The organism is Anabaena sp. UHCC 0399 (genome assembly GCF_034931465.1).
Classification (GTDB): Bacteria; Cyanobacteriota; Cyanobacteriia; order Cyanobacteriales; family Nostocaceae; genus Trichormus; species Trichormus minutissimus.
Window position 1 is genome coordinate 68,594 of sequence record NZ_JAYGGZ010000018.1, and the last position, 18,648, is coordinate 87,241.

18 protein-coding genes and 1 pseudogene are annotated in these 18,648 nt (G+C 40.4%); 13 read left to right on the top strand and 6 right to left on the bottom strand.

Features of this window, described 5'->3' with window-relative positions; genetic code table 11:
- Positions 1 to 178: 178 nt before the first annotated feature.
- Entirely contained in the window at positions 179 to 433 is a 255-nt protein-coding gene (locus VB693_RS12120) for a hypothetical protein (protein ID WP_190703351.1), read from the top strand.
- Positions 433 to 1,683, top strand: coding sequence for a murein transglycosylase A (locus VB693_RS12125; RefSeq protein ID WP_323266493.1), 1,251 nt, complete (start codon positions 433 to 435; stop codon positions 1,681 to 1,683). Before VB693_RS12120 ends, VB693_RS12125 begins: the two co-directional genes overlap by 1 nt.
- A gap of 91 nt (positions 1,684 to 1,774) precedes the next feature.
- Here the strand turns inward: VB693_RS12125 and VB693_RS12130 are convergent, their stop codons facing one another.
- Together VB693_RS12130 and VB693_RS12135 are read right to left on the bottom strand one after the other, a co-directional pair.
- The gene (locus tag VB693_RS12130) at positions 1,775 to 2,644 is read right to left on the bottom strand and encodes a DUF5895 domain-containing protein (protein ID WP_323266512.1); all 870 of its coding nucleotides are present in this window, start codon (positions 2,642 to 2,644) and stop codon (positions 1,775 to 1,777) included.
- 199 nt (positions 2,645 to 2,843) lie between these two features.
- On the bottom strand, positions 2,844 to 3,371 hold the full coding sequence (locus VB693_RS12135; RefSeq protein ID WP_323266513.1) for a WD40 repeat domain-containing protein: 528 nt from the start codon (positions 3,369 to 3,371) through the stop codon (positions 2,844 to 2,846).
- Positions 3,372 to 3,659: 288 nt separating this feature from the next.
- Between VB693_RS12135 and VB693_RS12140 the strand changes: the two genes are divergently transcribed.
- Both VB693_RS12140 and VB693_RS12145 read left to right on the top strand, forming a co-directional pair.
- A complete protein-coding gene (locus VB693_RS12140; RefSeq protein ID WP_323266494.1) occupies positions 3,660 to 4,934 on the top strand; it encodes a sulfite exporter TauE/SafE family protein in 1,275 nt (424 codons plus the stop codon).
- Positions 4,909 to 5,526: a hypothetical protein gene (locus tag VB693_RS12145; protein WP_323266495.1), complete on the top strand. Its 618-nt coding sequence runs from the start codon at positions 4,909 to 4,911 to the stop codon at positions 5,524 to 5,526. The genes VB693_RS12140 and VB693_RS12145 overlap by 26 nt, the downstream gene beginning before the upstream one ends.
- Before the next feature lie 151 nt (positions 5,527 to 5,677).
- Here VB693_RS12145 and VB693_RS12150 read toward each other — a convergent pair whose 3' ends face one another.
- Positions 5,678 to 6,934, bottom strand: coding sequence for a WD40 repeat domain-containing protein (locus VB693_RS12150; RefSeq protein ID WP_323266496.1), 1,257 nt, complete (start codon positions 6,932 to 6,934; stop codon positions 5,678 to 5,680).
- 155 nt (positions 6,935 to 7,089) lie between these two features.
- On the opposite strand from VB693_RS12150, the pseudogene VB693_RS12155 reads away from it, so the two are divergent.
- The 3 genes and pseudogenes from VB693_RS12155 to VB693_RS12165 form a co-directional block, all read left to right on the top strand.
- Positions 7,090 to 7,293: pseudogene (locus VB693_RS12155) on the top strand (transposase); the annotation flags it as partial.
- Between the two features lie 370 nt (positions 7,294 to 7,663).
- Positions 7,664 to 8,230, top strand: a complete 567-nt coding sequence (locus VB693_RS12160) for a DUF6658 family protein (RefSeq protein ID WP_323266497.1) — start codon at positions 7,664 to 7,666, stop codon at positions 8,228 to 8,230.
- 80 nt (positions 8,231 to 8,310) lie between these two features.
- Positions 8,311 to 8,904: a hypothetical protein gene (locus VB693_RS12165; RefSeq protein ID WP_323266498.1), complete on the top strand. Its 594-nt coding sequence runs from the start codon at positions 8,311 to 8,313 to the stop codon at positions 8,902 to 8,904.
- Positions 8,905 to 9,017: 113 nt separating this feature from the next.
- Here VB693_RS12165 and larC read toward each other — a convergent pair whose 3' ends face one another.
- Positions 9,018 to 10,319, bottom strand: coding sequence for a nickel pincer cofactor biosynthesis protein LarC (larC, locus tag VB693_RS12170; RefSeq protein ID WP_323266499.1), 1,302 nt, complete (start codon positions 10,317 to 10,319; stop codon positions 9,018 to 9,020).
- A gap of 355 nt (positions 10,320 to 10,674) precedes the next feature.
- Here larC and VB693_RS12175 point away from each other — a divergent pair, with 355 nt between their 5' ends.
- The 3 genes from VB693_RS12175 (at position 10,675) to VB693_RS12185 (ending at position 13,742) form a co-directional block, all read left to right on the top strand.
- The gene (locus VB693_RS12175) at positions 10,675 to 11,334 is read left to right on the top strand and encodes an L-threonylcarbamoyladenylate synthase (protein WP_323266500.1); all 660 of its coding nucleotides are present in this window, start codon (positions 10,675 to 10,677) and stop codon (positions 11,332 to 11,334) included.
- Positions 11,335 to 11,690: 356 nt separating this feature from the next.
- Positions 11,691 to 12,905: a HetZ-related protein gene (locus VB693_RS12180; protein WP_323266501.1), complete on the top strand. Its 1,215-nt coding sequence runs from the start codon at positions 11,691 to 11,693 to the stop codon at positions 12,903 to 12,905.
- 366 nt (positions 12,906 to 13,271) lie between these two features.
- Positions 13,272 to 13,742 (top strand): PD-(D/E)XK nuclease superfamily protein, encoded by a 471-nt coding sequence (locus tag VB693_RS12185; RefSeq protein ID WP_323266514.1) that lies wholly within the window; start codon positions 13,272 to 13,274, stop codon positions 13,740 to 13,742.
- On the opposite strand, the gene VB693_RS12190 is transcribed toward VB693_RS12185, so the two are convergent.
- The gene (locus VB693_RS12190; RefSeq protein WP_323266502.1) at positions 13,739 to 14,572 is read right to left on the bottom strand and encodes a DNA adenine methylase; all 834 of its coding nucleotides are present in this window, start codon (positions 14,570 to 14,572) and stop codon (positions 13,739 to 13,741) included. The genes VB693_RS12185 and VB693_RS12190 overlap by 4 nt on opposite strands.
- A gap of 291 nt (positions 14,573 to 14,863) precedes the next feature.
- Between VB693_RS12190 and VB693_RS12195 the strand changes: the two genes are divergently transcribed.
- The 3 genes from VB693_RS12195 to VB693_RS12205 all read left to right on the top strand — a co-directional run bounded on the left by VB693_RS12195 (position 14,864) and on the right by VB693_RS12205 (position 16,852).
- Positions 14,864 to 15,070, top strand: a complete 207-nt coding sequence (locus VB693_RS12195) for a DUF751 family protein (RefSeq protein ID WP_190703384.1) — start codon at positions 14,864 to 14,866, stop codon at positions 15,068 to 15,070.
- Between the two features lie 206 nt (positions 15,071 to 15,276).
- Positions 15,277 to 15,675 (top strand): 30S ribosome-binding factor RbfA, encoded by a 399-nt coding sequence (gene rbfA, locus VB693_RS12200; protein ID WP_190703386.1) that lies wholly within the window; start codon positions 15,277 to 15,279, stop codon positions 15,673 to 15,675.
- Between the two features lie 940 nt (positions 15,676 to 16,615).
- Complete coding sequence (locus VB693_RS12205) at positions 16,616 to 16,852, top strand: DUF4327 family protein (RefSeq protein WP_011319422.1); 237 nt, start codon at positions 16,616 to 16,618, stop codon at positions 16,850 to 16,852.
- A gap of 357 nt (positions 16,853 to 17,209) precedes the next feature.
- Here the strand turns inward: VB693_RS12205 and VB693_RS12210 are convergent, their stop codons facing one another.
- Positions 17,210 to 17,926 (bottom strand): hypothetical protein, encoded by a 717-nt coding sequence (locus tag VB693_RS12210; RefSeq protein ID WP_323266503.1) that lies wholly within the window; start codon positions 17,924 to 17,926, stop codon positions 17,210 to 17,212.
- Positions 17,927 to 18,648 lie beyond the last annotated feature (722 nt).

Consider the following 18,648-nt stretch of genomic DNA (forward strand, 5'->3'; position numbering starts at 1 on the left):
CTGCAATACTTTACGGTCAAAAATGCTTGGGAACTGATGAAAGCATTGAGCGTCTAGAGGGAAAGTAAAAGTGAAGAGTGAGTGATTAAGCTGCTCTTGCTCCCGTATGCTTACCCTTTTCATTCTGGCGTATCTTGGTTAACAATAGGTTGAACATTTTTCATAAAGATTCAATCTTATGCCTAGAACCCCAAATGAATACGCCGTCTACCTCTTACTAGAAAGTGGTCATCGAGAAGAAGTCAGGTTTCCTACTATCCAAGAATTTCAAAAGTGGTATAGTGGCGAACTTGTACCCAAATCTGCTTCTAGTGATTTCATTAGCGTACCAATCAAAAATATTCAAGGGGAGTATATGGTCTTGCGTCCATCCCGGATTGTGGCAATTCGGGTAGAACCTGTGTTTAGTTCTAGTGTTGAAAGATTTAACTAATGATGAGAAAAACCCTTGCTTTGCTTTCCTTGAGTCTGGGAATTGCCTTTATAAACCCAATTGCTGTTGCTCAGGTAATTATTAATGTACCGCCACCCAATTCCTCTACTTCTGAGTTACAACCACCAGTCAAGCCAAGCACTCCTGAGATTGAGCAACCCCTCAAATTAGTACAGGTCGGTAATTGTACTGCCCAAAATACTTGCTTGGGTTGGGATGAGCAAATTTTGGGTAGCAGGGGTAAACCAGGCGACCGCCAAGCACTTTTAGCATCAATTGATCACAGCCTCCGTTATCTAAACACGAATACGGCACAACGTATATATCAAAATTATCCCGTCCAGGGGATTACCCTAGATCGGGTGCGTCGAAGTTTGCTCCGGTTTCGTCAATTAGTCGTTAATTCCAAATCTACAGCCCAACTACAAGCCGCAGTCCAGCGAGAGTTTGCTTTTTACCAGTCTGTAGGCAACGATGGCCAAGGTAGTGTCAAGTTTACCTCCTACTACCAGCCTGTTTATAATGCCAGCAGAGTTAGGACTTCAGCATATAAGTATCCCCTTTATCGACTACCGCCTAATTTTGACAAATGGCCGACACCCCACCCCACACGCCTGCAATTGGAAGGTAAAAATGGGTTACTGGGAAATAAAAGCAAGTTGCGCGGTTTAGAATTGCTCTGGTTTCGCGATCGCCTCGATGCCTACATGATACATATTCAAGGTTCTGCTCAAATTCAGTTAGCTGATGGTACAAGAACTTCTATCGGCTATGCAGGCGCAACCGATTATCCTTGGACGAGTATCGGGGGAGAATTAGCCAAAGATGGTAAATTGCCATTATCAGGCTTGACAATGCCCAAAATGATCAGCTTTTTCAAAGCACAACCCCAGGAATTAAATAACTATCTACCGCGTTGGGAAAGGTTTGTTTTCTTCCAGGAAGCGAAGGGTAGACCAGCTACAGGCAGTATAAATGTCCCAGTAACTGCCGAACGTTCCATTGCTACAGACAAATCTTTAATGCCTCCAGGCGCACTAGCATTAGTTCAGACTTCGCTACCTTATCCGGCTACTGGTGGCAAGCTAGAGTATCGTCGAGTTAGTCGTTTTGTACTGGATCAAGATACAGGTAGTGCCATCAAAGGCCCAGGCAGAGTAGATTATTTTATGGGAACTGGTAAACTAGCAGGCGATCGCGCCGGTGTTACAGGCGGCAATGGATCACTATATTATTTACTCCTGAAATAATTGAGCAATTCAATGAGTGGATTTTAGATTTTGGATTGGGTTTCCATCTAAAATCCAAAATCTAAAACTCCCAGTCCCCAGTCCCCAATCCCTAATATGGCGGATAACCAAAATCATCTTCATCAGGATAAACATAAGAACTAGAAACCGCAGCCACTGCCATTTTTGGTGTTTCTGTTCTCACGGGTTCTTTTGCAAAATCTTTGTGATCTTCAAAGGCTTTACAAATAATTGCTGATTCTGGTGAATCTGAAGCAATCAAGTAATTAGTTAAAGTTCCCACTGTAGGATGTTCATAATCGACAGTGGAAGCTACTAAAACAGTATTTGGTTCAATTCCTCTTTCTTCACAGTCAATAATGGGACAAAAGATGCCGTGAGCATGGAATAGAGAACCTTTTGGCGTAATTGGCTGCTTACGGAATAAAGCATAAGCTCTTTCTAATTCCGCCACAAAACCGCTAACTACTTTACCCTGTTGAAAATCACAATAAGTTTTACTAAAACTTGCTCCTGCTACCCCGTTAAGAGTTAATTGCAGTGGAGATTCATGTAAGAAGTTTTTATTTTCACCTACTAAGAAAATCAGGTAACGAGTGAAGGTTTTAAATTTTAATTTATCTGCTAAAAACGCGTCATAATTATCTTTTAGTGTCCCCAGTTTTATGCCAGTCTCCCTATCTTTAACCGACAAAGGCCCCCGACGCACTATGACTATGCGGGGAGTCGCCGTCATAAAAACTGTTTCTACCCCAGAACTAAATTCGTGTTCTACTTGCTGCCAATTATCATCAGGCTGAAAACCCACAGCCTGGGCGTTATCCAGTTTAATAGCTAAACCGTGGGATTGTACTCCATCAGCACCATACCGAGGATTTATCATCTGACACCAGGGGATGACTTGAGAAGGCGGTGCGTTGAATTTTTCATCCTCAAAGTCGAACTTAGCAGATGCTTTCATCGTTTTAGGCACGGTGGTACTTTACTATACAAGTTTATCAATAAGTTGCTGATGAGCAAACAGGCGTACTGTTTTTCCAGATTAAAGCAGAATCAATCTTTGTTGCAATCCCTGTTTCCTTTTTTAACAACTCATCACCAGTGTGGGGTTGAGGGAATGGTGATTTTTCATGATTTTACGGGAAGCGATCGCAAAACGGCTAGCTGAAGTTCAATTTAGGGTAAAGTGTAATTTTCTTATCTCCACTACCAGCAGCTAATTTCTGACCATCGGGACTGAAAGCCACGGTATAAACTGCATCGTCAGTACCTTGATAGGTACAAATTTCTGTCCCAGTGGCTACCTGCCATAACTTCACCGTCTTATCTTTACTACCACTAGCTAATATTTTGCCATTTGGATGAAAAACTACAGAACAAACATCATTTTTATGGCCTGTTAATATACGAATTGCTTCACCAGTATTCATATCCCATAACTTAATTTTTTTATTTTGGCTACCACTAGCTAGAATTTTCCCATCGGGGCTGAAAGTTAGAGAATTAATATTGGCAAACCAATCATCATCTGTATTAATAGTTTGGACTTTTTTTTGATTTAAATACCAAAGTTTAATATTTTTATCTTTACTACCACTAGCTAGAATTTTCCCATTTGGACTAAATACAACACATAATACATCATCAGAAAATCCCTGGAATGAATTTATATAAGAATCTGATTTAATTTTTTAAATAATCTTGGAGGACTAAAGTCCTCACTACAAATTCATCAAAATTTAATGGGATGAATCACTATCTGACAAAGTTTGACGGATTGTCTTTTGACAAATTAGCAAATCTCACTTAAATTTCCCCATAAAATTAAGTAGCCTCGCAAGAAGCAGAGAGCAGGGAGAAAAGGGGAAAACCCCCTGCCTCAATTCCTCTTATCCCCATGCCTAAAACCCAATGCCCATTCACTAATAACTAATGACTATTAACTCAGCACTCTCCTTGAGTACCCATTACCACATATGCTAGATTTATCACTCATTACTATTCTGGGTTTTCTGGGTAGCTTTGGGCATTGCTTCGGGATGTGCGGGCCGCTAACGGTGGCGTTTTCCCTGTCTAGCCACCAGTCAAATTCACAGAAAACCTCTTCAGCAGGGGTATTAACTTTAGAAAAATCCTCTAATACTTGGCAGCAACAATTAACATTCCATGTCTTATTAAATCTAGGACGAATGTTAAGTTACGCCTTAGTTGGTGCTGGGATTGGGGCTTTAGGTTCGGTACTTTTACAAGGTGGACAGTTGGCGGGTGTAGGTAGTGACTTCCGTCGTGTAATGGCAATCATTACTGGTGTGATGCTGATTTGGTTTGGTTTAGGGCAAATTACACCCAACTTACTCCCCCACATTCCCCTCCTGCATCCTTTCTTAAAAGGTGGCTTACATAATCGGCTGAGTTCCGCAATGATGCAGCTATCTTTACAACGGCGATGGTGGACACCGATAACTTTGGGCATGACTTGGGGTTTAATGCCTTGTGGTTTTTTGTATGCAGCCCAAATTAAAGCGGCGGAGACTGGTAGTTTATGGTTAGGTATGGCCACTATGTTGGCCTTTGGTTTAGGAACAATGCCTACCATGTTGGGTGTCGGGGTTTCTACTGCCTTAGTAAGTCAAGATAAGCGTAGTCAGTTATTTCGTTTAGGTGGTTGGGTAACATTGACTATTGGTGCAATTACCCTGCTGCGGACTGGTGACACGATGGTAGATTATACCGGACACGCAGCGTTATTCTGTCTGATACTGGCGTTAATTGCTCGCCCCATTAGTAAATTGTGGGCATCTCCTTTGCGCTATCGTCGCGCTTTGGGAGTGGGGGCTTTTGTTTTAGCTGTAGTGCATACCACCCATATGATTGAACATTCCTTGCAATGGAATTTGGCTGCTTTTTGGTTTTTACCGCCAGAGTTTCAACTAGGGATGGGTGCTGGTGCTGTAGGATTGGTATTAATGACCCCCGCCGCACTCACCAGTTGGGAATCATTGCAGAAATCTTGGGGTAAAAGCTGGCGAAAAATTCATTTATTGAGTGTACCGGCTTTGCTCCTGAGTGTGATTCATGCGGTGTTGATTGGTTCTCATTACTTGGGTTCTTTACAATTAACTTGGGGGAATAAACTAGCAACGCTGCTATTGGGACTGATCAGTCTAGGTGTATTGCTAGTGCGATCGCACTTTTTTTGGTCAAAGTTAACTGTAGAAAAGTTTTATGTCCCACCAAGTAAATCACGGTAAAGCTATCACCTCTGTTTCTGTTTTGAGTTGCTTAATGCTGGGGTTAACTAACTTTCATCCGGCTTTAGCCCACAAGGTACAAGTAGCAGCAGATGTTGGTGCGACACTCCACATTGAACCGAATGATACACCCCGTGCTGGAGAAACAGCACAAGCTTGGTTTGCCTTGACGCGTAAAGGTGGTAAAGCTATTCCCCTGGCACAATGTAATTGTCAATTAGCAGTATATGCTGAACCCCACATCCCCGGAGAACCGGCACTGCTAGAGCCATCCTTACAACCAGTCAACGCCGAACGCTTTCAAGGCATCCCAGGCGCAGATATTACCTTCCCCAAACCAGGAATTTATCAGTTACAGCTAACAGGAAAACCCAAATCTGGGGAAACCTTCCAACCGTTTAAGTTTAACTTTAATGTGACTGTGGCGATTGGTTCTAGTAGTGCGTCAAAACAGGTACAAAGCCAGCAATCCATCAATGATGTTGTCGCCGAGAATAAATTATCATCATTTCCAGTATGGGCGATCGCTATCCCAGTTTTAGCAGTTGGCGGCGGATTATTTATGTTTGTACAAAAAACAAGGAAGTATTGAATGGTGAGTGCTGTAAAGCCCTGCGGGCATAGCTGCGCTTAGAGCGGTAGTGGGGCGTTTAGCCGATAGTGTGGCGTTGAGTGCTGAACCTTCCACTAGCGAGAAAAATTCATACTTCATAATTCGTGAAAAAATATCCCTGACTTTCAGTTTAGGGCAAGCGCCACATTTGAATATCTCCTTTGCGTCCCCCAGTGACTAGGGTTTTACCATCATTGCTAATGGCAATAGATAAACCTCTCACCTGGTCGCCAAAGCGATGTACCAATTCACCTGTACAGGCATTCCAAACTGTTACTGCATAGTTGCGTCCACTAAAGCCATCAGCAGTGGCAAACAGGGTTCTGTCATCTGGACTGAAGGTAATGGCAAACGGTTGTCCTTGGTGTCCTTGTAGCGTTTTAATGGGCTGATATATGTAAGGTCTGTCTTGCATATCCCAAAGCCGAATTCCACCACGAAGACCACTGGCTGATGCTAAGATTCGTCCGGTTGAATTAAAGGCGATCGCACTCACACTTTTGCCATGAATCGGCATTCCTACCATGTCACCCGTGGCAATAAATAGGATTTGCACTGCATTTGCCTGATCAGACCCTACTGCCACCATGCGCTGATTGGGAGTAATGGCCATGTGTTGAACCGAGAACCGAGTGCTAAGGCTGTTTGTGCTTCCTGTTTTCAGGTTCCAGCGTTTGATGGTTTTATCTATACCACCACTAAACAGAATGTTGCCATCAAAGCCAAATGTTAGCTGGTAGACCGTATCTCCATGAGACAAGGTTCGCTGAAGTTGCCCAGTGTTGAAGTTCCATAGAGCGATCGTGCCGTTTTTATCTCCAGTGGCGATTGTTTGACCATCGGGGCTAAGTGCCATCGCATAAACAAACTCGGTTTGACCACTAAGTGTCCGAATGCGGGTTCGCGTGGTCAAATCCCAGATTACAACCTGCTTTCCAGCACTAATGAGCGTATTGCCATTTGGTGTAATCACTAACGATGTCACACCAGAACCAGACGGTTGTTTGAGTAATGTTCCAGCACCGAGCGATCGCCATGCTTCAGGCGGTGGTGCAGAAGCAGAAGCTCGATTTAAGCAGGCATTGTCCACTTCTTTAGCAGGAATCAAGTTACCATCCAAATCCTTAATCGTGCCATCTGAATCTACGACAACTGCGCCTCCCTTTTGGCTAATCCAAATTAGATGATGAATATCCGCCCACTGGTTATGCAAATGCTCCGACAGTGGTTTTGAGCTTGATGTCATTCGATACCACAGATCCAATCCCCAAATACCCAACAAAATCAGCGTGATTAATGCCGCAATAATCCGGATTAATGAGCCTAAACGTCCCAAAACTGGGGATTTATTTAGGTGAAACTTCGCGGTTGGACTGGGTTTAGACATACTCTATAAGCAGTAATATTTAAAACTGGTGAAACAGGTTATAACACTTAGATTACCCAGTTCGTTCGCATTAGTCACAAGTTAAAAGTGAGTAAATTTTGTCAATATATCTTTGAATAGAAATAAGTCTGCATAAGCAAGAATTTTTAGGGAAGATTGCCTTGAGGAAAAATCAAATTCGTTTAGGTAAAACATGGCATTCTTATTTAAACAGTGTACTTGACCCTACTGTTTTACCACCCTATGTTGTGGCTGACTTATACCGTCGAAGAGGGGGAATTGAAGATGCCTTTAATACTGTCAAGCGACTTTTAGGTTTAAGTGATTTATGGACTGCTTCTCTTAATGGTATTCAATTATAAATTTGGAGAAATTGACCAATTAATCATAGTCCAATACAGTTCAGTCAAGCCTAAAAATTAAACCTAGATTAGGTTAGGTTGAGGAACAAAAACCAACATCATCAAGACTTTGTTGGGTTCATAAAACCAACGTAAGAATCTAATTATATTTAATCTGGTCTCTCTGGAGTTAGATAAATCTAGCACATTGGTGGACAAAAGAATGTGACTTACGCTAGAGGAAAAGTTAGTTTTTAGCATCTAATATGAGTAACTGTTGGTCAAATTCAGTATTGAACCAAAACCACGAAAATAGCACACAAGTCTCTGCTTATTTACTACATCTAAATAAGTGATCAAGCTTGTTATTAGTTAAAAGGAGGAATTGGTGAACAGTCTAATATCTTTAGGGAAAAAACTGCGACTGCGCCAAGTTTTTTCTGTATTTTTGGCTGGACTATTGTTAATCTTTAGCACTGCTTGTAGTCAAGCCAATCCCCAAGGTGCGAATCCTCAAAATCCTGCTGTACAGGCTGGCGGTGCTAATAATCCTTATAAAAATGGTGGAGACAAATATACCAAATATAGAATGTCTACAGATCCGAAAATCACTAACACAAAGACCCGTAAGGAAAATGACCAAGCTAGCCTACAAAGTAACGTACAGATATTGATTGCTGCTAATAGAGAATCCGAATTACTCTATCCCGGTGCAGAAACACCAACTGGAAGAGTTTTAAAAGAAGGGGAATTGCCAATCATTACTGAAAAAGACTACCAACAGCCAAAACCAGGTGGTTTAATTCAGCGTGAGCCAGATGTAGGAACTCGCATTCAAGAACGGATTGGAACTGTCCAAGAAAATGTGAAAGAAGCTTCTGGTTTTTTAAAAGAAAAAGCAGATGAAGCCAGTTCAAGACCTGAGTTACAAAAAAATCCCGCAGTTGGTAGATAACATTATTTGCCTTTTCCCATCATCAAAATTTCATTTTGGTGAACGTTTATATCGACTTACAAAATTCCAGGAGTACCCCTATGAAAAGAGTCATTGATTGGCTAAAAAACCTTCGTCCCTTAAAAGTTTTCACAGCTTTCTTAGCAGGAGTTTTTCTCTTAACAGCACAGGCTTGTAACCGTCCAGGTATAGCAGCACAACCATCACAGCCCGCCGGACAAGCTCCTAATATAGAAAGATACGACCCCACAAAGAGTTATCCTCTCAATCCACCTCAAGGTGGGATGAACAACTTTAGTGATGTAGATCCCAGAGCCAGAGCCGAGGAGAAAGCAGCAGAAGCCAAAGCTAAAGCTTTGCGAGACATGGCTAAAAGAAATGTCGAACAAAAAGGCGTTGATAGCACAGAACAATATGTCCGCAATTATCGCCAAGGCACACCTTTAGGTGAAAGAGTAAAGAACCTAGGTGAAGATGTGGGTAGTTCTGCTGAAGAAGTGCGTGAAGGCGTTGCTAAAGGAACTCAACGTGGATTGGAAAATATCAGAGAAAACACTCAAAATGCTGCGGAAGACTTAGTAAAAAATGTTCAGCGCGGAGCAACAGATACAGGAAAAAGCATTCAGCGACAAGCTGAAGATACAGCTGATGCAGTAAATAGAACAATTAGATAAGCTAGATTTATCTAGTTTTGGAGATTGGTAATAGGGCATTGGGCATGAAAAATTGTCCAAAGTTCAAAAATCTAGAACCCCGGTTTTTTCAAAAAACCGGGGTTCTGTGATCATCAACTCTCTTGATTTTCACCTTTTCTCAAGAATGAACCGTATTCCCAACTATGTAGAACTAGTTGGTGAACTTCTCGCCAGGGAAGATTATATTTACGAGCTAATTCCGCACAATCTTCATATTCTGGCTGGATATTGGCAATACGTTTATCTGTTGATTGTCCTTGCCATGCAACTTTAATTCTTACTGTGCCATATTTTGTTTCTACTTGTTGAATTTCTCGTTCTAAGATGGCGCGTTGTTGGGTAGTGCGACGGATGCCTAAAGTGGTGGTTTCGCGGAATATAACTGCTTCACAAGCAAGTAGTTTTTCTGGATGACAAATAACAGTTAGTAAAATCCCTGGACGAGATTTTTTCATGCCTATAGGTTGGGTAAAGACATCCACTGCACCAGCCTCAAACAAAGCCTCAAATACATAACCTATAGCCTGGGGGTTTAAGTCATCAATTTGAGTTTCTAGTACCGAAATGGTTTCTAACGTTGGGCTGGTTTCCCCAGAATCTATGAAATTTGGCTGTAAACTGGCACTTTCACCCAGCCACAGGCGTAGTATATTGGGAATAGGGAGATTGATTGTACCAGATCCTAATCCGATCTGTTTGATGGTGATTGGTGGTGGTGCGCCAAACTCTTTAACTAAGGTAGTAGCGATCGCAGCTCCTGTTGGTGTCACTAGTTCCCGATCAATCCCATTACTATAAACGGGACAACTCCGCATTTCCCATAACTTCAAAACTGCTGGTACTGGTACTGCCATTTGCCCATGCGCTGCCCGCACAGTACCCCCACCCGTAGGAAATGCTGAACAATAGAGTAAAGGGAATCCGGCTGCATCGCTAGCAATATCCAACCAATCCAATCCCAAACAAGTGCCAACAATGTCTACAATTGCATCCACAGCACCCACTTCATGAAAATGCACTTTCTCAGGAGCAATCCCATGTACCGCCCCTTCCGCGATCGCTAATTGTCGAAATACAGCCAAACTCCACGCCTGGGCCCGTGATGGCAACCCAGCGTGGAGAATTATTTGCTCGATTTCTGGCAGATGACGACCATGATGGTGTTCATGGTGATGGTGGTCATGATGATGCTCAATTAAATCCACATGGACTTTTGTCGCCTGCTGACCATTTTTTTGTACCAGTTCCGCCCTTAACTTATATTCCTGAGAAATACCCAAGTTATTGAGTTTTTCCGTTAAATATTCAAAGGGAACTCCCAGACTCACCAAAGCTCCCAAGCACATATCACCGGAAATCCCTGCCGGACATTGAAGATAAGCAATTTTGTTCATAAGCCAATAGTTATCAGTTATCAGTTATCAGTTACCAGTCACTTGATAACTGTTCACAGTTTACTGATTTAACTCCCTTGTCTTCATTTTGACTTTTGGCTTTTGACTTACCCTCCGGGTTAGCCGCTTTAGCGTCTATGACTTCACGGCGGTACTAGTCCCCAGTCCCCAATCACCTAATATATGAAGCAATTGCTTGTGTATGTAAATATGTGCAACGCTTAAGTTTACAGAACCTCTCTCGAAGAATTGATCCCTTCCTACTAGGGACATCACTATATAGGGCATCCATTTTATTATTCATGCCCAATGCCCAATGCCCCATACCTAATACTTAACCGCAACCCAACATTTTATGGCAAAAATTATCGCTGTCCATCCGGAGAATCCACAAACTCGGAGAATAGAGGAAATAAGGTCTGCGCTTTCTAGTGGCGCAGTTATGCTATATCCAACTGATACAGTTTATGCGATCGGTTGTGATTTAAATGTCAAATCTGCGGTGGAAAAAGTCCGAAAAATTAAGCAGCTAGCAAATGATAAACCACTGACGTTTTTATGTCCTTCACTGTCAAATGTAACTACTTACTCCTTTGTCAGTGACACAGCCTATCGGATTATGAAACGACTAATACCAGGAACTTATACATTTTTGCTACCTGCAACCAAACTAGTACCAAAACTGGTACAAAGTCCTAAACGTAAGACCACAGGTATTCGTGTACCCGATCATAGCGTATGTTTAGCATTATTAGAAGCTCTAGGAAACCCGATTATTTCGACTTCGGCACATTTACCACCTGATGAGATAGATGATGGCAAATTTACACTAGATTCAGAATTAAGATTGTCACGCGTGGAGCTATTTGATCGTTTGGATAAATTAGTAGATGTGATTGTAGATACCGATCAAGAACCAACATATGAAGTATCTACCATCGTAGATTTAACGGGAGATGAACCCATGATTACGAGGCGGGGATTAGGTTGGGAAGCAGTAGCTGCATGGGTTTGACAATTGAACTTCACAGGCTTCCTCGCCAATTTCGGAATTATGTCAGAAAAATACTCCAGTTTCCCTATCGTCATAGGTACAAGGATTGGGAGCGGATAGAACAGGATGGCAGTGATGGAGACATATTAAGCTTTTTAGCTATTTTGAGGGCAAAGCAAATATGCTTGTGTTAACCTCGATTCGGTTGCTTGTGAAAAAAGCGACACACTACCTTCTCTGTAACTTTTTTTGATCGCTTACAGTCATGTATATTAGCAGTGCTTGCAATAGGTATTGATGGGTTTTCCACTCAAACCTGACTTCAGGTACTGTTTGTGCATTGCCTTTAAGGTGCAACACCACACCCAGGAAAAGTCATGAAACTAAATCTTGCAAATCTACCAACCTCCACATCTGCTTTTGTCAACGAAGTTGTTACTGAGGAGTTCTCCGCTACAAGTGCTTTGATGCAACTGCTATGTCAGGAAATGCAAGCTCAAGTCAAAGCAACACCAAGGTGTGTAGAAGCTATAGCTGAACGCATTGCTAAGGAAGTTAAACGAATTTGTGATAAGAGTTCCCGAATTCAAACCTCTGGTCAAGTTCAGTCTTGGCAAATTACTTTATCTCGTCATCGCCTGCAAAAGTGCCTACATTATTATCAACTAGGTTCTAGACGGGGACGGGTGGAATTACACAGTAATTTGGGTGCGATGGTTTACCGTCATGTAACTATTGCAGGTTCGGAGTTGGGTTTTGATGGTCGCTACAGTCTGATTGAAGATTTTCTCCAAGCATTTTATATTGAAGCCATTAAAGCTTTTCGGCGGGAAAACGAACTACCAGAAGATTACACTCCGCGCACTCAGTTGCAATTAGCTGAGTATATGGCGTTTACTGAACAGTATGCCAAGCGACGGATTAATTTACCCGGTGGAAACAATCAACAGTTAGTTATTTTACGCGCTCAAGGTTTCGCTCGTCGTCAGCCCCAAGAGACAGCTGTAGACATTGAAATGGCAGTAGAATCTGCCAAAGGTGAGGAAGCCGAATCTTACCAACGGAACTCGGCGGTACAACAAATTAGAGCGCAAATGGTCGCTCAAGCTAATTTTGATCCCTCAGAAGAATCAGAACGCGATCGCATTATCTCAGAATTAGTTCAATATTTAGATTCTCAAGGACAATCTGACTGTGTAGATTACCTGACGTTGAAGCTGCAAGACCTACCGGCACCCGAAATTGACCAAATTCTCGGTCTTACTAGCCGTCAGCGTGATTATCTGCAACAACGCTTTAAATATCATGTGCAGAAGTTTGCCAAGCAACATCATTGGCAATTAGTACATCAATGGTTAGGCGCGGGTTTGGAGCAAAAATTGGGATTATCTGGTCAACAGTGGGAAACTTTAATGATTACCATATCTCCCCAACAACAGGAACTCTTACAACTAAAAATTGCTAAACATAGTGATCAGGCGATCGCTAAAACCCTGAAATGCACCCCTAAGCAACTACAAAAGCGTTGGACACAATTACTAGATATGGCGTGGGCTATCCGCAACGGTCATACTGAAATGCAAACAAGCTAAAACATTTAATCAGAAAGTATCTTTCTGCTAAGTTAAATCAGTGTTTCTTATTACCTACGCGACATCCCTCCTATTTATTTTCTGTTCTTAGCAAAATTATTAAGGAAGTTAAAATAACAACTGCAAGAATATTCAATTCTATTATTGGGTAATACTTTAGAACCCCGGTTTCTCAGCACCGGGGTTTTTGAATCTCGCAAATAATTGAGGATTGCTATATTTTTAGTACATTAATACTATAATAATCTCTAAATTTAGCCTTATATAATCTCAATTAAAAATACATATTAAGTAATTACTCATTTGCGCCCACTTCCGTGAAATCCTGGAATACGTGGGATTTGTGCAAAGGGATTGGGGATAATGATGACTCCAGGCGCACGGGCAAATCAGGCGGGGAAGATTTTAGAAAGTAATGTAGATGCAATATTAACTGGTTATGGATATTTTCAAATTGGCAATCATGTCACAAAAGAATATTTGCTCAATGCGAGTTTATTAAACAAACGTTATGCCAAACAGGTTTATATCGGTAATGGTATTTATCAATCATCTCTCAAAGTTGATTTCTATGTTATGGGATTGCCAGCCATCCCTTCTGGATTAATTATCGAATGTAAATGGCAAGAAAGTGGCGGATCTGTCGATGAAAAATTTCCTTATTTAAACCTGAATATTCAAGACTATTATCCAGCACCAACCATAATAGTAATTGGCGGTGAAGGTATGCGAGAAGGGGCGATTAAATGGTTAAAAAAACAAGTTGACTATAATCATAATTTACTAGCGGTACATACTCTAGATCGATTTATAGCTTGGTCTAATAAAAATTTCTAATATGATGTAATTAATAATTCTTTAACCATCCCTCTTTTTTGGATATTGGAATTAATAGAGCGTGCAGCTTCTATTATATAAATCTTAAATTCAATTTCTTTATACAAATTTCTAATAAAATCAGCATCTGAATTACAGATGACTACTTTTACACCACGACTTGCTAGCTCTGCACAGATATTTCTTAATTTTTCTTGCTCTTTTTCACTAAATGAACTTTGGTGATAACTCGTAAAATAACTAGTGTTACTGACAGGATGGTAAGGGGGGTCGCAAAATACAAAATCTTCACTGCCAGTGGCATAATTGAGGATATCTGTAAAATCTGCTTGTTTAATTTTAGATGTGGTAAGTGTGGCTGAAGCTGCTCGCAGCAAATCTTCTGGACAAATATTTGGATTTGTGTATTTCCCTAAAGGCACATTAAACTTACCTTGAGAATTAACGCGATATAGTCCGTTATAACAAGTTTTATTTAGATAAATGAATCTAGCCGCTTTCTCTAAATCATTGCCGCTAGAGTTAGCCCTAATACTATAATAATGATCTTTGCCATGCCTAAGTTTATGCTCTTTTAAAAGCAGAATTAATTCTTCAACATGATCACGAACACAGCGATAAACAGTAATTAATTCTGCATTAATATCAGTTAAAATAGCCTTCTGTGGCCGCAGATAAAAAAATAGCGCACCTCCACCTAAGAATGGCTCGTAATAATTTTGATAATTCTTGGGTAAATAGGGAATATATTGTTGTATTAATCTACCTTTGCCCCCAGCCCACTTTAAAAAAGGGCGCGGGCAAGTTTCCTTAGAGATTTCACTAACCATTGCACTGCAACTCAGCTATAAGCTAATAAATATAGCATCAGAGTTCAGAAAATATACAGGAGTCAGAGCAGAAAGAGAGTCAGGAAATAATTTGACTAAGGAATATACTCGTGATACCAAAACCTGAGCCAGCCTGAAATCTGAGTGCTGTGTTCTGAACTCTCACGATATTACTAATGAAGGATATTTTATATTAACTGAGTAGTTTTCTAGCACATATAGATTACAATAAGTAAGAATAAAGTACATCAAAACAAACTTCGAGTCTATAACAAGGCAGTTTCAATTAAAATGTTTGACGGATTTTGGGATAACGTTTTTCGCTACCCCCGCTACTTGATTACTATCGTATTAGGTCTTCTGCTAAACACCCTTGAGCCGTTGTTCCCACTATTAAAACGTCCAGTAACCTTAGTAGCTATTTTGGGTTTATTTATAGGTGGACTGGCATTCCTCACTTTCACATTACGGGCAATGCTGGGACTAAGTACCATCTAGACTAAAACTATATTATGGATTATGGATTGACGAAACTCAGTCCTGAGTCATGAGTGGTGATTCTCACTCAGCACGGGCTTACACCCTGCTACGCTAAAGGAACGCAGCACTTTTAACTCAGCACTTTTTATCCCCAGGGCAGTTACTGTTGTCCTATATTACTTATACTTGTTGTTGTCCAACCTCTGTGGAGAGGCATGATTTATATGGCTACAAATCGCCGCGTTTCCCGTGTTGCTGAATTGATTAAACGGGAAGTTAGCCAAATGCTGCTCAATGGCATTAAAGATGACCGTGTAGGCACAGGAATGGTTAGTGTAACTGATGTTGATGTTTCTGGTGATCTCCAACACGCCAAAATTTACGTCAGCATATATGGTACAGATGAAGCCAAGGAAGAAACAATGGCGGGTTTGAAGTCAGCCACTGGTTTTGTACGGAGTGAACTGGGGGCGCGGGTAAGGCTGCGTCGCACGCCAGAAGTGATGTTTATCGAAGACCGTTCTATTGAACGGGGAAATAAGGTGCTATCACTATTAAACAAACTGGAATATGAGCGATCGCAAGACACGAGCGATGAAAGTGATGAGCAACTTTTAGAATAAGTAGTCTCTACGACTTTGTCACCAGAGAACAATGGATCTCCGAAGAATCCGCCAAACGATTTACAGACGTGGTTAAAGCACGTCTGTTTTTATATGGGGACAGGTGACAGGTGACAGGGGACAGATGACAGGTGACAGGGGAGCAGAGGTGACTCAATTTGGAATTTATATGCCCAATACCCAATATTAGGGGTGATAGCCCCTAAAGCTTTTATAGGCAAAAATGTTACAATTTGGTAACAAAATTACTGTATTTTATGTTCTGATAACTTTACTGACAGCAAAAACCACTAACTAAATAAAAATTCATAATTCTGTTGCTATGTACTTACGTAACTATATGTTATTGAATGATGACTTAAGTGATAATTACAACATTTGCGGCATCCTAGCTACGCCGCAAGTCGGATATGACTTTTAATAGCTACTGCTACTCTAGAAACATCTCATTTCACCTGGCGACAGATGTTGATCTCCACCAATCAGTTAGTCAATAACACTGACCTTAATCCAGAAATTACGCTTTGCTTTAAGAAATTATTAACTTATGGCTCTTAATCAGCTTTCCTAGTGTAGGGTAGCCGTTATATCAATAATATTGGCAATAGTTTATACACTAACTTGACCTAGAAACTTCTAATTTTGTAGTTATGGCGCAATCTCGGTATCTCTAAAATATGGTTCTAATGTTCTAACCAGCTTTCTCACTGGTTGAATTTATCAGCCAGTTCTTTTCCAAATGCGGTGTCATGGGGATAATGTCAGGGAAAGTTGACATTCTTAACATTTATTTACATAATTTAGGAGTGTCTAGCGTCAAAATGGAATCAGTTCCGTATAGTAAACTACAAAATCTTCAGCGCAAGTCTAAATCCTTGTCATGTTTGTTCCCCATTATTAGTGGGAACACTATTTACGTGTAAATTTGTGAGTAAAAACCATGAGTGTGAATACGGTGCCCTCTATAAATTACTACTCTCTAGATGTAATTCAGGACGAAGCACGCCGACTGGTAGAAAAAGGAATGGTTAGCCGACAGCAGCCAATATATACACTCTGCCAATACATTCCTGCCAGAGAATGGGTTTGTGTAGAGTGCGAGTTAGAGAAGTGTGATTTCTTATTACGCGATCGCATCGGCGATCTGATTGGTCGTGAACAATGGGACAATGACTAATCCAGGATTATTATATGAATTTAGATTTTGGATTAGGATGTGACTGGATTTGGCTACAAATGATTGATTGTCCAAACTAAGGGGCAATCTCTGCTTTTGATAACTCTTTCCTGATCCAAAATCTGAGTATTTCCAATATCTCTAAAGTCTTTGACTCTGATGCGTAAAATTTTTCAGGTCAGTCACCCATAGAAACAAGCTTTTGTGTAAATCCAGTTTCATACATTAAGAATTTTTGTGTAAATTAATACAGGAGCAGCTTTACGTATAAAACTGCTCCTGTATTTTTTTCTACAGTTAAATATTGATTATTTACAGCCTCAACTAGAAATCTCTAAAACTTCCATAATTCATGATTCATTTAGTAATGTAAGATTTTATTTTCTGTTCTATTTGGTCGCTAATAACTTCTTTACCTATACTGGGTTGCTCAAGACTAACCCGAACAAAATTAGTCTTATCTGCGGCTGTAAATTTATTGTCATTATTAGAATCTTTGATAATTTTGATAAAAACTGCATTTTGACTGGGAAGAACAACCCAGCTGATCATTTTGGTATTGTTTGGCGTGACTTGCTGAAGATTCTTTCCCGATAAATCTGAAATATAGCCAATCACAGCATCTTGTTGATTGAGTTGTTTATCTTTGTTAGTATCTTGGTCAATAATTTGATAAAGCCAAACTCTTGTAGGTGGCTTTGTTGCTGCTTTTGTTTCTATTAAATCAAACGAATTTATAATTGCTTGTTTATCGAGGAGCAGATGAGTTTCACCATCTTGTTTACGATAAAATATTAAGTTATGTAAAGCTGTGCTATTTCGTTTACTGTAACTGTCGCTATCTAAAATATTTCCTTTTTCATACCTCTTTGTGGCATTCACAGGAATCATCAAATAATCTGACTGTTCTTTAATAGTGAAGTTACCATAGCTAATTTCTGGCTCTTTCTGTTCTTGTGCGATCGCTTTGCCTTGCTCTGTTTTTCTATCAAGACTAGCACTGCAAGACAAGCAGAAACTAGCTAAAAACAGGGTTAAGGTCATGTCTTTCAAAAAACTGTAATTATTTTTCATGCACTTCTCTAGCAGGATTTATTTGGGGATGTCCCATTTTATTGTCCCCTAGAAAATCACTAAGTAAAAAAATAGCCCAAACAAATGGGCTTTTTGAGAATATTTAAGGTATTTGAAGAACCCTAAATCAAAATGTCATTTCCTTGATTGTTGAGATGACACTCCTTGCATTATTGATCATATCTTAACATTCTTTGTGATTCAAATCACCTACAACATGAAAAAACCTGGTAAAGATTGACCAGGTTTTTTCATATTGTATTGATTTCAAATGTTTAAATTTAATCAACAAGTAATTGAGAAATTTTCTAACTAGGGTGGACTCTACAACTAGCAAATTCAGCAATCTTTGTTTTTCCGCTTTGGGATTTGGCTTGGCCTTTATTGGGGCTTTTTACCACATGACATAAATATGCCGAAATCTGCTGGGGCTGATGACGGGAGACACCGAGCCATTTGCCCGCTTGGTTTGGTTTACCTTATTTGGTGTCTTGATATTTAAGTTAGCACCGAGGTTGGTGATGATCAACGCTTGGTTTACTAAAGTTGATATTTCGTATATTTTTGCAATAACAATATAAAACTTTGATCCTCAACTAAGTAGAACAGGGTAAATAATTAAAGGTTTGTAGTAAAAACTTTAGTTCTCTCTGCGTTCTCTCCGTTCCCTGCGGGACGCTCCGCGAACAAAAAGGACTAAAGTCCTTACTACGAACTTAATC

Bases quoted from the DNA above. Each gene is read 5' to 3' on its own strand.
- VB693_RS12125 (WP_323266493.1), top strand. From the start codon at position 433: ATGATGAGAAAAACCCTTGCTTTGCTTTCCTTGAGTCTGGGAATTGCC.
- VB693_RS12210 (WP_323266503.1), bottom strand. From the start codon at position 17,926: ATGAAAAATAATTACAGTTTTTTGAAAGACATGACCTTAACCCTGTTT.
- VB693_RS12150 (WP_323266496.1), bottom strand. From the start codon at position 6,934: ATGTCTAAACCCAGTCCAACCGCGAAGTTTCACCTAAATAAATCCCCA.
- VB693_RS12190 (WP_323266502.1), bottom strand. From the start codon at position 14,572: ATGGTTAGTGAAATCTCTAAGGAAACTTGCCCGCGCCCTTTTTTAAAG.
- VB693_RS12185 (WP_323266514.1), top strand. From the start codon at position 13,272: ATGACTCCAGGCGCACGGGCAAATCAGGCGGGGAAGATTTTAGAAAGT.
- VB693_RS12130 (WP_323266512.1), bottom strand. From the start codon at position 2,644: ATGAAAGCATCTGCTAAGTTCGACTTTGAGGATGAAAAATTCAACGCA.
- VB693_RS12175 (WP_323266500.1), top strand. From the start codon at position 10,675: ATGGCAAAAATTATCGCTGTCCATCCGGAGAATCCACAAACTCGGAGA.
- VB693_RS12165 (WP_323266498.1), top strand. From the start codon at position 8,311: ATGAAAAGAGTCATTGATTGGCTAAAAAACCTTCGTCCCTTAAAAGTT.
- VB693_RS12145 (WP_323266495.1), top strand. From the start codon at position 4,909: ATGTCCCACCAAGTAAATCACGGTAAAGCTATCACCTCTGTTTCTGTT.
- VB693_RS12195 (WP_190703384.1), top strand. From the start codon at position 14,864: ATGTTTGACGGATTTTGGGATAACGTTTTTCGCTACCCCCGCTACTTG.
- VB693_RS12205 (WP_011319422.1), top strand. From the start codon at position 16,616: ATGAGTGTGAATACGGTGCCCTCTATAAATTACTACTCTCTAGATGTA.
- rbfA (WP_190703386.1), top strand. From the start codon at position 15,277: ATGGCTACAAATCGCCGCGTTTCCCGTGTTGCTGAATTGATTAAACGG.
- VB693_RS12180 (WP_323266501.1), top strand. From the start codon at position 11,691: ATGAAACTAAATCTTGCAAATCTACCAACCTCCACATCTGCTTTTGTC.
- VB693_RS12120 (WP_190703351.1), top strand. From the start codon at position 179: ATGCCTAGAACCCCAAATGAATACGCCGTCTACCTCTTACTAGAAAGT.
- larC (WP_323266499.1), bottom strand. From the start codon at position 10,319: ATGAACAAAATTGCTTATCTTCAATGTCCGGCAGGGATTTCCGGTGAT.
- VB693_RS12140 (WP_323266494.1), top strand. From the start codon at position 3,660: ATGCTAGATTTATCACTCATTACTATTCTGGGTTTTCTGGGTAGCTTT.